At 49.6% G+C, this 12,905-nt stretch carries 10 protein-coding genes and 1 pseudogene; 8 read left to right on the top strand and 3 right to left on the bottom strand.

The window, feature by feature from the left end; genetic code table 11:
* The 3 genes from DW925_RS07680 to DW925_RS07670 are packed head-to-tail and all read left to right on the top strand — an operon-like array spanning nucleotide 1 to nucleotide 3,596.
* Nucleotides 1-1,128: a polysaccharide pyruvyl transferase family protein gene (locus tag DW925_RS07680; protein ID WP_117790733.1), complete on the top strand. Its 1,128-nt coding sequence runs from the start codon at nucleotides 1-3 to the stop codon at nucleotides 1,126-1,128.
* 2 nt (nucleotides 1,129-1,130) lie between these two features.
* Nucleotides 1,131-2,552, top strand: a complete 1,422-nt coding sequence (locus DW925_RS07675) for a lipopolysaccharide biosynthesis protein (RefSeq protein ID WP_117790732.1) — start codon at nucleotides 1,131-1,133, stop codon at nucleotides 2,550-2,552.
* 3 nt (nucleotides 2,553-2,555) lie between these two features.
* The gene (locus DW925_RS07670; protein ID WP_117790731.1) at nucleotides 2,556-3,596 is read left to right on the top strand and encodes a Coenzyme F420 hydrogenase/dehydrogenase, beta subunit C-terminal domain; all 1,041 of its coding nucleotides are present in this window, start codon (nucleotides 2,556-2,558) and stop codon (nucleotides 3,594-3,596) included.
* A gap of 533 nt (nucleotides 3,597-4,129) precedes the next feature.
* Here DW925_RS07670 and DW925_RS10365 read toward each other — a convergent pair.
* Nucleotides 4,130-4,268: pseudogene (locus DW925_RS10365) on the bottom strand (transposase); the annotation flags it as partial.
* 107 nt (nucleotides 4,269-4,375) lie between these two features.
* Here DW925_RS10365 and DW925_RS07660 point away from each other — a divergent pair.
* Both DW925_RS07660 and DW925_RS07655 read left to right on the top strand, forming a co-directional pair.
* The gene (locus DW925_RS07660) at nucleotides 4,376-4,633 is read left to right on the top strand and encodes a hypothetical protein (RefSeq protein WP_199577060.1); all 258 of its coding nucleotides are present in this window, start codon (nucleotides 4,376-4,378) and stop codon (nucleotides 4,631-4,633) included.
* Between the two features lie 391 nt (nucleotides 4,634-5,024).
* Nucleotides 5,025-5,996: a DUF2806 domain-containing protein gene (locus DW925_RS07655; RefSeq protein WP_158565757.1), complete on the top strand. Its 972-nt coding sequence runs from the start codon at nucleotides 5,025-5,027 to the stop codon at nucleotides 5,994-5,996.
* Nucleotides 5,997-6,031: 35 nt separating this feature from the next.
* Here DW925_RS07655 and DW925_RS07650 read toward each other — a convergent pair whose 3' ends face one another.
* Complete coding sequence (locus DW925_RS07650) at nucleotides 6,032-6,922, bottom strand: hypothetical protein (protein ID WP_117790728.1); 891 nt, start codon at nucleotides 6,920-6,922, stop codon at nucleotides 6,032-6,034.
* Between the two features lie 787 nt (nucleotides 6,923-7,709).
* Here DW925_RS07650 and DW925_RS07645 point away from each other — a divergent pair.
* Nucleotides 7,710-9,164: a reverse transcriptase domain-containing protein gene (locus DW925_RS07645; protein WP_117790727.1), complete on the top strand. Its 1,455-nt coding sequence runs from the start codon at nucleotides 7,710-7,712 to the stop codon at nucleotides 9,162-9,164.
* A gap of 224 nt (nucleotides 9,165-9,388) precedes the next feature.
* On the opposite strand, the gene DW925_RS10330 is transcribed toward DW925_RS07645, so the two are convergent.
* Nucleotides 9,389-9,520, bottom strand: coding sequence for a hypothetical protein (locus DW925_RS10330; protein WP_255413169.1), 132 nt, complete (start codon nucleotides 9,518-9,520; stop codon nucleotides 9,389-9,391).
* A 208-nt stretch (nucleotides 9,521-9,728) separates the two neighbouring features.
* Here DW925_RS10330 and DW925_RS07640 point away from each other — a divergent pair, with 208 nt between their 5' ends.
* Together DW925_RS07640 and DW925_RS07630 are read left to right on the top strand one after the other, a co-directional pair.
* The gene (locus DW925_RS07640; protein ID WP_117635105.1) at nucleotides 9,729-10,547 is read left to right on the top strand and encodes a hypothetical protein; all 819 of its coding nucleotides are present in this window, start codon (nucleotides 9,729-9,731) and stop codon (nucleotides 10,545-10,547) included.
* Between the two features lie 483 nt (nucleotides 10,548-11,030).
* Complete coding sequence (locus DW925_RS07630; RefSeq protein WP_117790726.1) at nucleotides 11,031-12,440, top strand: hypothetical protein; 1,410 nt, start codon at nucleotides 11,031-11,033, stop codon at nucleotides 12,438-12,440.
* The last annotated feature ends 465 nt before the right edge of the window (nucleotides 12,441-12,905 follow it).

Raw genomic sequence — 12,905 nt, 5'->3', positions numbered from 1 at the left:
ATGTCAAAAGTTGCTTTGATTACCCTGCACACCGTTTCAAATTACGGGTCCTGCTTGCAAACCTTTGCGACTCAAAAAATATTTGAATCGCTCGGATGGGAAGTTGAGGTTATTGATTACTATCGAGCAGATAATCTGCCTGAGTATGCAGTTGAGAAAGCATTTATGGGTAGAAGAATGCAGAAGTTTCAAGGTGTTTGGGATAGGGCTCCTTGGTTGAAGCGTTTGCTCTCTGTTCCTATGGGTGCGATCGTTAAGCGTCAAAGGAAACCGTTTGATGATTTTAGGTCTAAGTATCTTCACCTTTCTAAGCGTATGTATCGCTCTGCCGATGAGCTCGAACTTTATCCCCCTGTAGCGGATGTATATTGCACCGGTTCTGATCAGGTTTGGAATAGTGTTTGGAACAATGGCTTCGAAAAGCCTTTCTATCTTACGTTTGCACCGGAGGGGAAACCGCGTATTTCTTTTGCCGCAAGCATCGGAAGAAATGAAGTTGATGATTGGGAGAAGCCTTTGATGAAGGAGGCTTTGTCGCAATACAAGGCTATTTCCATGCGTGAATCATCTGGAATTGGGATTTTAAATGATTTAGGATTCAGCGATGCGCAGCTGGTCTTGGACCCAACCCTCATGCTTAATAAGCATGATTGGGAATCCATTGCCAAGATGCCTGAGGGAATTGATGGCCCTTATTTACTTGTATATCAACTTAACAAGAGCAAGGCATTCGTTGACTACGTCGAGGCGGTCGCAAAGAAGTATGGTTTGAATGTAGTTAAAATCTCATACGGCATTTATGATGTCATGAAATCTGCCAAGACACTCATCGCCCCGTCTGTTGAGGAGTTTGTTGGTCTATTTCTCAATGCTTCATATGTGATTACTGACTCTTTTCATGCGACAGCGTATTCTTTGAATTTTGGAGTTCCGTTTACCGCCATTGCACCTGAACGCTTTAGCACTCGCATTGCGAGTGTTCTTGCGCTGACTGGCACGGAGGATCGGATGTTGGCTTCACAACAGGACATTGCCATGTATGAGCGCCAAATTGACTTCGAGTATGCTACCGAGAAATTGGATGAGATGCGGAAAAAGAGCATCGCATTCCTTGAGGAGGCGTTGTAGATTTGGGAGATACCTTAGTTAATAGCAAGAGTTCTGGATTCCTTTCGTTTGCAAAATCGACCGGTATCTTTTTTGTGGGTAGCTCGATGAGTAAAATAATTACCCTATTGCTAATTCCTCTCTACACAAATGTGCTTCCGACTCAGGACTATGGCTACTATGACTTGTCGATTACATACGCCACTCTACTGACCTCGTTTTTGTACTGTGATATCTGGTCAAGTGTCATGCGTATGATGCGTGACGATCTAGAGGGCGAGGCGCCCTGGAAAGTAATTGCATCTGGTTGGGTTATTTTTGCTGTTTCTACCATCTTATACATATTAATTGCCCTCGGCCTCTCTCTGTTCATTGATATCCCGTCGCTCGGTTTGATTTTGATTTATGGAGTGACAACTAACTGCCAGTCAATGTTTTCCGGTATTGCCAGAGGCAAGGGGAATAATGTTGATTTTGCCATTTCGGGTGTTCTTTGCACTTTGCTCAATGTGGGCCTGAACCTATTTTTGATTCTGCTCCTTCATTTGGGTTATGAATCTTTATATATTTCGTACGCAGCGGGTTTTACGATTCAATGCGTGTATCTATTTTGCCGTATGGAAATGTGGAATCATATTCATAAACCAGATTCAAACCAAGTGCGTGATTTGTTCATTTATTCTGCCCCGTTGGGTATTAACTCTGTTGCTTACTGGTTTCTTACAAGTTTGAGTCGCGTTGCAGTATCGACGGTGCTTTCACTTTCGGCAAATGGCGTCTTTGCGATAGGTTCAAAATTTGGATCGACGGTTGCATTGGCGACGACTTGTTTTACACTTGCCTGGCAGGATGTCGCTTTTACGAGTGAAATTAAGCCCGCTTCATTTTATTCTCGTGCAATTTCACAATACACCGGATTTCTTTTGTCGAGTACAGCTGTTCTTCTTCCGGTGATCTCTCTCGCATTTCCTATCCTTGTGGGTTCGTCATATTCAGCTGCATATTCTGTCGTGCCTTCGTTTCTTTGGGTTGCGGTTGTGAGTGCGGTCTCTACATTCATTGGAAACATTTTTTATGTCATCAAGGATACAAAGACTATTGGCGTATCGATGGTCATTTCATGTATTGCGAATGGCATTCTCGTATATCCCTTAACTGAATATTTTGGCTGCTTTGGCGCAAATTTATCGGTTTTAATTTCTTTCATATTGAACATTGTCATTCGATGCGCAATTCTTGAAAAGAGAATTGGTATTTCTGTTGAGCTTCGTTCGTTCCTTCTTCCAGCAGTGCTTTTGATTGTCTGTTCTGCAGCTTATTTCTCTGGGTCATTTGATTTAAATGCTTTGAGCCTCGTATTCTCTATATTCGGTACTTTTATGTTGTACAGATCTAGAATCTCTACGCTCTTATCGGCAGTCTTTTTGAAAGTATCTAGGAGGTAGTTAATGGAATTTCATGAGCCCCTTGCTGTTTATGCTATTAAAGATCGGGATGAAGTATCACTTCAGCGCGCCGCTTCTGGAGGAGCTTTCTCTGTCCTGGCTCGACCGATTATTGCAATGGGCGGTATCGTCTTTGGGGCAAAAATGCAGGATGGAGGATTTGTCGCTCATGAAAAGGCAGAAACGCTTCAGGAGCTTGCTAGTTTGCAGGGCAGCGCCTATGTTCAAAGTGACATCTCTTGCATATTTGATTCCGTGGTTGAGTGCTTGAAATCAGACCGGCTTGTTATGTTTGTCGGGCTTCCGTGTCAGTGCGCTGCCGTGTTGGCGTACGTTCAGTTGAAGTTGCATTCAGATTCTTTTCTTAAGCGATTGCTGCTCTGCGACCTTATCTGTCATGGTGCCCCTAATAATGAGCTATTTCGGGCTCATCAGCTCTGGTTGGCGCGTAAGCAAAAAGCGGATGACGGAATCCATTCATTTCGTTTTCGTACGAAGAAAAAAGGCTGGGGTCTCTACTACTACTACTACTACTACAGGAACGGTAAAAAAATAGAGGTATGTGAGCCGGGCGATAATGATCCATATTATGCAGCCTTTCTCAGGGGAGAGACGTACAGAGAGTCATGCTATAAATGCCCGTTTTCCAAGCGCGAGCGTGTAACTGACTTTACGATAGGAGATTATTGGGGTATTGAGTCTGCTCATCCTGATTTTTACGACCCGAATGGTGTTTCCCTGCTCTTGGTTAACAGCTTGAAGGGGGTGCAGTTTTTCAAGCGGTATTCTTCTAGGGAATGCAAATATATTGTTTCCAATATACAGCTTGCCTCTAGGGAAAACCATAATTTGAATAGCCCGACAGTTAGGCCAACATCGAGGGACGATCTGCTTTGCGCGATTGCCAACCATAGGTCTTATGGAGATCTTGAGGCGTTGTTTGATACTACCCTTAAGCCAAGGTTGACTGTTAAACGTCTTGCAAAACAGATGCTGCCTTCTGGTCTTTATGGTTCAATTAAGAGAATCGTGAGGAAGGGATAATGGAATATAAGCAGACTGTGGAGGTAGTAATAGAAAGCTCTCTCTGCTGCGGTTGTTTGTGTTGTGGAACGGCGTGCCCGTTCAACGCCATTGAACCTACATGCGACAAATATGGGTATGTTGTTCCTATTGTTGATGGTGACAAATGTCGCGAATGTGGCATTTGCCTTAGATGTTGTCCCATGTCAGATTTTATTAGTGGATAAGCTTTACATCATCATTGGATGTTTTTTTATGGGCGCCGGGGTGGGCTTTCACCCTGGCGTTCTTTCTTTTATGGCGGCATGCTGGATATAAATGGCCTTAAATAAGCCTGTCATTTAAAGACTGACGTTTAAGGAAAGGTACCGTCAAGATTTTTTCGCAAATTGATTTAGCCGTCCTCGGCCCCGTCCTCTTCTAGCCCTCCGCCTTTCCCCTCAGCTCGTCCATCTCCTCCAGCTTTGACATGTCCAGGTACCTCCTCTTGCCCCGCTCGTGCTCCACTATGTACTTCAGCTTCGCCGTCACTAGCATGAGGGCCGAGTTGCCGTCCGGGAAAGTCCCGACGACCCTCGTCCTCCTCCTGATCTCGCGGTTGATGCGCTCGATCCCGTTGTTCGTCCTGATCCGGCGCCAGTGATCGGGCGGGAATTCCGTGTAGGCCAGCGTCTCGACGAACCCGTCGCGCACCGTCCTCGCGGCCGCTCCGAGTTGCATCGACTCCAACTTGTCCGCCACCACCCCCGGCCTTCCTGCCGCATGCCTCGCGCGATTTCCGCGCGTGGATCGCCTTCAACATGCACGCCACGGCCTTCCGTCTGGTCATGGCCGACCTGGCGCTGGCCATGTCGCACGTGAACTCCGAGCCCCGCGGCGCGCTTGGCTTCGCGGCGCCCGCGCGCGCCTTCAGGGCGATGCTCGGGGAGGACGCGGTGGCGTTGCTGGACGCCTGCGGCGTGGGGGACGTGCCGCTCGGCGATCTCGACCTGACACCGCGGCTCATCGAGGGGGCACGCGCAGAGAGGGGCGATGCCCCACTGGCTGGCCTAGCCTAGAAGAAAAACGGAATAGACGGACCGACCGTCCGGCTGAGTCTGGGAAGAGGTGCCGGGCGGCGGGCGGAGCATGACCACCGGACCTATCAAACACATTTCCACCGTTCCTTCAACTGGGAAAATGTCGCCCCCGGTTCCCGGATGGGGCCTAGGGGGCGTTCGGCTAACTGCGGGAGCGTGCCGTCAGCTCAATGTGTTCGGCTGAGATCGGAAATCAACCTACAAAGTGCGTTAACATCTTTAGTGCGTACGTTCAGATGAATCATAGTTTTACGCATTTCGATAATTGTGTAATTGTATAGAAGTATTCAAAACTAACTGCTTATTTGTTGCTTACGGGAATGAGTGGAATTCAGGCGTGAGCGCTTATTACCTGATGAGGGGAGACGCAATGAATGACTTGCATAATAACGATATCAAAGTTAATGCCCAGGCGGGCGCTGTAAATATTTCGACAAATGACGTGTCCTTTCAACCAACTGTTAACCTAGGCTTTAATGGACGCGGTGATCTTGCGTCGTTCCCTGCGCGGTTTATTCGTAACGCACGTAAGGCTCTTAACCCCATTGGGGCCGCGCGTGACGAGGCGGAGATGCGGAGTATCGAAGCGAGTTCTATAGCGGATGTTGTTGCAATCTATAAACGGGCGTTTCCGACTTTTACTGATGGCCAGCTATGTTTAGTGGCCCATGGTTATAACACGAGCGCTTCTCAGGCAGATAATTTGCTAAATGTTCTTGAGCGCGCGGGAAGAATGTCAGATTCGAATAGAGTTGATGAACTGCCGGAGTCCTGCATTGATCTTGACATTCAGGGAGCTCAGACAGCCTATGACGATGATCTGAGGGAAATATGGGCAAAATTGATTTCGCAGGAAGTATCATCAGGTCGCGCGCGCTCTAAAAGAACGAAGAAAATACTCGAACAAATGGATTCGGAAGAAGCGAATCAGCTGTTTTCAATTCTTCGGTGCTGTCTATGGGCGAAAGTGGGGCCCAATTCGGTACTTACTCCAATCCCGGTTCTCCTTAAAACCTCAGAAGATGATTCTTGGACATACAATGGGGGCACAATTTCATTTGAATCTATCGTCGCCATGGATTCGCTGGGACTACTTTCGTCTAATGACTGGATAACGTTCACGCTTGAGCCTAAAGGCGGTTTGAATCTATTTTCTTCATCGTCTCATGTGCTTCTTATAAATAATAAGGATGAGAAAATCGAAATTAATCTCGGCTATGCCAAATTTTTGAAACCGGGGATAGAGCTCATTGAGATTCTTGACGTGCCGATGGACGATCGGCTCATGTCCGTAATGGATGAGGTTCTGGAGACTGACGTGATTTATAGGCCCTTAGCCTAGCTCAAGTAGATGCACTGGTAGCTCTCGCAGGTGCCCTAGCGGCGCGTGAGGCCGCTTTCGGCCGAGCACCAATTGAGGCTGTGGTCGTACTCCAGTTGGTCGAGCGTCCAGTCGTGGAGCCACGGCGCCATGTCGTATTCCGAGCCGTTTGTCTGTTGCCTGCACTGGGCTACGGCACCGTTGACGATCTGCGTGACGTTTGGGCGGGCGACGTCGTTTACGGTCACCTCCGCGGTGGTGCGCAGGTAGTAGATCCCCTTGTCGTTTTGGGGGTCGTTTCTGTCGTTGTCCATAAAGTAGAAGTGGATGCGGTACGTGCCCGATGCCGTGAAGTCGAAGGTGAAGTCGTGGCCCGCGGTGCCCAGGCTGTAGTAGCCGGCCCATGCCGCGCGCGACGGGTCGCAGACGCTTTCCTGGCTACCGCCGTCCCAATAGGTGGGCACGTCCATGCGCGCCTTGGCCTGGGACGAGCCGTTGGCCTGGGTTACGTGGAAGGTCGTCGCGGTGCCCGCGGGGGCGTCGTTCCACGAGACGGTGAAGGTGACGCCGTTTTGGGTTGCCGTGGCGGAATGGGCGTAGCCGGTTTGTGACGCGGCGGAGATCGCCTCGGGCGTGGGATTGGCTTGGGCTCGGAGGGATGAGGTGGGGGTGCCGGTTGCGGCGGCGGTGCCGTCGGCGCTTTCCGTGTTGACGGCACTGGTGTCGGTGGATGGTGAGGTGCTGTTCTCTACGGTATCTGCTGTCGCGCTTGTGTTGGTGCCGTCTTCGGCCTTGCCTGTGTCGCTGCTCGTGGCGTCGGCTTGCGCCTGCTGCTCGGCGGTTGCCCGAGGCTGCATGGCTTCTGCGATGGCCGCCATGGGCACCGTCGCGCCGACCATGGACGTGCACGCGATCGCGCAGAGCAGGTAGTAAAGGGGTCGTTTCATAGCGGAGCCTCTCGGTGAGCAGCCAATAGGGTCCGAAGGCAGCTCCAGGCCAGCACTCCGCACATATTTTATTGGGTTTATTTTACGGGAACCCCAGTCGACATCAGCGATCTTTCTGGGGAATGTTGGGGGGAGGGGGAGGGAGTTGGTCCTCGGCCTCGCTGTGCGCTGATGTCTTTGCCCTCAACGATGTGCCCGTCGGCGAGGAGCGCGAAGCGACCAATCTGAACAATGACAATCCACCCGTCTGTGCATCCAAACTCCTGGATTATGCACATCGGGATTTTCACGGTCTTGTCGGTGATATTGTCTCGCGGACCGTGTGCATGCATTAGCGTGCATGCATTAGATGGAGGAGTCCTTGTATCCGTAGAGGCGCACCAGCATTTTCGATGCGACCGCCGTCAAGACAATTGGGTGTGCATCAAGGCGCTGTTAACTGCATGAGCCGATTTCTTATATCCTGTTTAAGCAAAGCAAGAATGGGGAATAAAGCTAACTGCCCATCGCGAACTGGCGATGGGGTACGCTACTGCCGTCAATATCGCAAACGACGAAATTCCGACGTTCGCAACATTGACACCAGCGTTGCCTGCTGCTAGCTGGATAAGAGCCTCGATGGTCATAAGTACCAATTCCTCGCTTTCGTCTAGTATGCCATAGGCAAGCATTGTTTTAGGTGGCCGCGAAAGCGTTGGTTGCACTTGCTGCGCCTTTGATTAGCCTGTCCGGGGAGGGTTAGCCGCCGCTTGTTGATCCGGACAGGTTGATTTATTTGGGGGGTATTTTGGCCGAGTTCGATATCGCTCGTATTCCTCGATATAGTTCCAAAAGTTCATATGCCCATTTCGATCATAGGGCCTCTTTTGCCGAAGTTCAGGCCAAGATTTTAGATTCAGGGTACGTTTCTCATCATGCGTTCTACCCTCTTATTTCCAACGAGATCATTACTGTTCGGTATCGTGGAGGTAAGCGAAGCTGCAAAGTTCGCAATATCGCTTATGCCTCGCATTTCGATCACCGCGTCTTCCAGTACTACTCTTATCTGTGGTCGGACTTATATAACAAGAAGGCTATTGCCGAAGAGTTTAATGAGGTTGCCGTAGCGTACCGCTCTTCGCTTTCATCAGACAGCGCCGTAACTGCTGGCAGCAATATTTCCTCAGCTAAAAAGGCATTCGACTATATGCGTGAGCAAGATTCGGCTTTTGTGCTTACGGGTGATTTCGAGAGCTTCTTCGACAACCTAAATCATGCCCATCTAATAGCGTCGTTGCGTTCGTTGTTTCCCAGTGGACGCTTGCCGGACGATCACTATCAAGTTATTAAAAATATCCTTCGCTATTCGTGCTGGCCTATTGCTGATTTGGCTGCTCGACATGAATTTCCATGGCCAGTAATCGATCCTACTCGGGAGAAAATGATCAATGAAGCGGCTATCGAACTTCGGTTCAAGTCTATTCGTGAACTTAATAAGCTGGATGTTATCTTGCCAAGGTCTGAGTTTCTTGCAAACAAAAGTAAAGTCATCACCAGGCCGTGGCGGCGAACGGGTATTGATCTCGGCATTCCTCAGGGTCTTGCTGCAAGTGGAGTGCTCGCTAACATCTATATGACCGATATCGATATGAAGGTCAGGCTTGCCGTTGAACGGGTTGGTGGCTTGTATCTTCGTTATTGCGATGACTTTATTATTGCCGTTCCAAAATCTGGCTTTGATGCACTTGTAGAGGCAATCAATCTAATGGCCGATGTCGATTCCGTTAAACTGCAATCTGAGAAAACCAAGGTGTTCCGGGTTGATGGCAACGGAGTTGCTCAGCTTGATTTTGAAAGCGTTTGCGCGGGTGAGGTTCTTTCGTATTCCGGTGCACATCCGGCGCAGAAAGTCAGTTTCCTGGGGTTTGACTTTGACGGGCGCATTGTAAGACTTCGACAGTCTACGGTTGGAAAGTACCACAAACGTCTCCGTGAGGCGGCCACTGCGATTGCGCGTTCTAATGAGGGAGAGGGGAGACACGCATCAAAAAAGCGCGTCTCCGCTCTATATCAACATTATTCACCACTCGGTATTAAGGGAAGAAGGCTATGCCCCTCGGGTGATGCTGACCCTTCTGCATTTTCTCGCTATGGGAACTTTCTTTCCTACGTAGCGAGAGCCCAAAAGGCGTTTCCAAATGATCCGATTGCCCCCGACGAGGCTAAGATTTATAGGAAGATTAAACGCTTGAGTGCTCGGTAAACGATGGCTTTAGCGCTGGATTATTCATAGCCATAAATACTAAATCGATATCGGCCAATTCCGATCACTAGGTAACAATTGATGTGCCTTCACGCGGTCGCGGAACGATGCCTCTGAAACTCGAGCCGAACATCAGAATGATATGACAAGAACGGTAGTGTCGCGAAAGTTGGTGTAATGGACTCCTTGGCCCCTGTGTCCAGGATCCGGAATCTATCGATATCCTAGGCCGACTCCACTCTGTCGGCAAGCTCAAGGCTGGATTCGACCATCTTCCCGGCAGTCTTTTCCAGCTCGGCCCAGTCATGACAGCACGATGCTCCCCTTCGCAGCGCCGCGTCGTGCAACTCGGCCATCTTCCTCTCCGAGAAGTAGCGCGAGGTTGCCATGGAAACGGCCAGGATAACCCCGAAAGCGGCCTGAACGCGCCATGGTGCGCGTATTCTAGGCGAAGGCACGGACCCTTCCGAGCCAGGACGGGCCGCTCGCTCGGCCAACTTTGGCGTACCCTGCTGGAACGGCTTCCGTCAACATCCGTAAAACTACCGCAAAGAGGAGGCCACAGTGATAGATAAGAGGCTTATTGAAGCCGTTCCCGGAGCCGAGAGACTTAAATCCGCAATGATTACCCCAGAATTGTTTGTTAAGGACCTCATGCAAGACTATTCTGGGCGTCCGTTATATACATACGAGGAATGGACGCGCGAGCTCATCAACCACTCTAACGCTTTCAAGGAACTGACCAGAGGTGCGGAGTTTCATGCGCCCGTATCCGAGGCAAATGGGGAGTGTGATGCGGTATCAGACGCGTATCAGTTAGATTTCAAGCTCATCTTCGGAAAATCCATGATGCGCGCCGTAAGTCTCACTTCGTCAAGGCGAGTTTCAGACCGCGGAATAACTTTAGAACAACTTTGCAGAAGTCATGTAAAAGAACAGAGAGGCTTACGCCTGCATGCAATTCTCAGGGATTACAGCCTCGCCAAGCTTGACGAGCTTCTAAAAACTGAGAGTAATAAACAATTGAGCGAAGAAGACCGTGAGGCCCGAGGACTTCTTCGCTCAATCAGTCATTCGAAAAACTTGCTGCTAATTTATCCTTGCCGCTTTGAAGGCATCGACAGACTGCCTGAACTTGAGGAAACCGCCAACGCCGCACTTTACTATGACTTCCGGAACGTGCTCGACGTCCGACGGATACACCATCCCGGCAAGGACACCTTCCTTTCATATTTTTGCGACGACCGCATGGTTGTCACAAGAGCGAGCGGGCACGGCCTATCCAAGTTCGACGATATCATGGTCGCAAAAAGCAGAACATACATGGATATTATGCGTATGCGTGATCCCGGAGAGTATCAAAGGCTGCTCAAACTTGTTTAACCGACCGCAAGGGCTAGTTTTGTGGACATCAACCCAAGATGGGACCTGCCAAGAGGACCGGACGCCGCTGCGTTCGGACTCGTTTTTCTGCATTCAAAAGCAACGCTGAGCTCGACCTCACGGCTTGCGCCTGCTGCTCGGCGGCCTTCTGAGGCTGAACCCCCTCTGCAATGGCTGCCATAGGCATCGTCGCGTTGACCATGGACGTGCACGCGGTCGCACAGAGCGGGTGGTAAAGGGGGCGTTTCATAGCGGAGCCTCTCGGTGTGCAGCCAATAGGGTCCGAAGGCAGTTTCAGGCCGGCACTCCGCACATTTTTTGTTGGGGTTTTACGGGAACCCCAGTCAACATCAGCGACCTTTCTGGGGTATGTTGGTTGATCCGGGGTGCGCAAAACAACAGTTTCAAATATTGTTGCTTCCTGTTCAATTCTGTCTATCTACAATTAATCGCAAGCGTATGACCTGAGGAGATTGTTTACAGGTGGAATCGGTCACTATTCATTGGATTGTCTTTTATGTCTCTATCGGTTTGTCGAGCGTTCAGCTTGTCCGCTTTGCTGGGCCCTTGGCGATCGGAGGGCAATACACCGTCGAAGAACTGTATCCCTCCGATGAGTCGGGCAGGCTGAACGTTGCCTACCGAATTCTCGCTCCAACAATTTGTTGCCAGCTCCCGGTGTTTATTATGGCTGCGATTTGCGATGCGTTTTCAGTTCCAGGTCCTTCGCTGCGATACATGCCTACCCTTTTCTATTGGTTGTTTCTTGGGGTAATCAAGCATGCAAGGGGTAAATTGCGGTACCGGACTCTTCCTTTCTCATTCGAGGCGTTCATGTCTCTTTTGCTGTCCGTCGCATTCGATCACTTTGTTATCGATGGCTATCTCGGAGGCCAGGGGCTAGATGTGCTTGATACTTCGAGTATTGCCTTTGAGTTTGAGCTGGCATTATTTGGTGTTGTGACCTTTTGGATTTCAACCTTTTTTAAGCGTTATCAAATTAAGTTTAGCCGTGTGTACTCAAATGCCGCTCCATCATATGTCGTTCCTTCGGACTCCGTATTTGGTTACTCTTCAATCGATACGGGTGAGGCCAGGCTCTTCTCATACGAGCGCGAATATGGCGATCTCTTACCTCAGCGATTTTCAAGTGATCTTCTGTTGAGAAGTGTTTTCTTTGCAATTATGGCGATTGAGGACGGGAATCGGCCCGAGTTTATCCGAACGATCGAGCGCATGGCAGCTCATTTCCATTTGGCAAAAACCACTGGAATAATGCAGCAGACGAGCGATGCTCCTTTGTCTGATATGGATAGCGTTAAACTCGCAATTCCCTATATTGAGCGCATGTGGGACCAGTTTCTTGTTGAATTCGCCCGTTCTGCCGAAGGGGCAGGGGGAGACGCCCTACGAATCTTCAAGTGTTACTACACCTACGATTACTGTATGTTGTCGCGGACTATCCGCAATCATTTTGCGCCGTTTTACGGGGACTATTGTGGAACGAGATTACTTAATGCTAATCGCGTATTTTGCGATGTTCTTGAATTTGAGGAAAGGCAGCGCTACGGATTGCTTCCAAAGACGGTTTCTGCGACTGGATCGATATGCGCCACTGAGCTTGGATGGCTTTCTGGGGAGTACTGTTATTGGGCCGATTACAATACGGTTGTATCCTGCCTGAATGAAAATGATGGCAATGGCGTTAAACTGGTCAGCAAAAATGATGTGAATAAAACCCAGATAACCGAGACGACCTTAAGGCTTAAGGAGCAAGGTGTTTCCGTTCTTGAGGCCAAGTATGTGCCCGGCGCTTCGGCGACCATCGTGTGCATCGGCGATTCCTCGAAGATTTCGAGTACTGTCGGTAGTGACTGGATGGTTGTTAGCTAGGTGAATCATCTTTGCCTTTCCGCATATTGATTGCGCATTCTCGTGCACGGACGCGAAAATGCTTCGCATTAGTTTCAACGCGAAGAGTATTTGCTACATGATTAACTTTTTTGGATGCGCAATTACTGCGCATCTAGGTTAACATCCAGTTAGTGATGCAGTTGTCGTGGGCTCTACGTGAGGCGATGACAAAGGAGGGTCGTTGTTTGGTTGTTATCGGCAACGGCCCTTTGATTTTAGGAGTTACTTTGGCGATGGAATTTTAGACTTTCGCTCAACTTATCGAACTCCTAGAGAGTCATGGCGTTCTAACTGATGCCGCTGCGCTAGATTGCCTGAGGCGCGAAATGAATATTTGCTCGTCGGAACACTGCTGAATATTGGGTCACTTGTGCGGTTCGAATTTTCAATTGTCGAGCAGCTTTGGGTTGATTTTCAATCTCAACGCAACAGCCTGAACGGGCC

It is taken from the genome of Collinsella sp. AM43-1 (assembly GCF_003467925.1).
Classification (GTDB): Bacteria; Actinomycetota; Coriobacteriia; order Coriobacteriales; family Coriobacteriaceae; genus Collinsella.
Note: the sequence above shows the minus strand (reverse complement) of the source record. Positions and strands in the feature narration are given on the sequence as shown.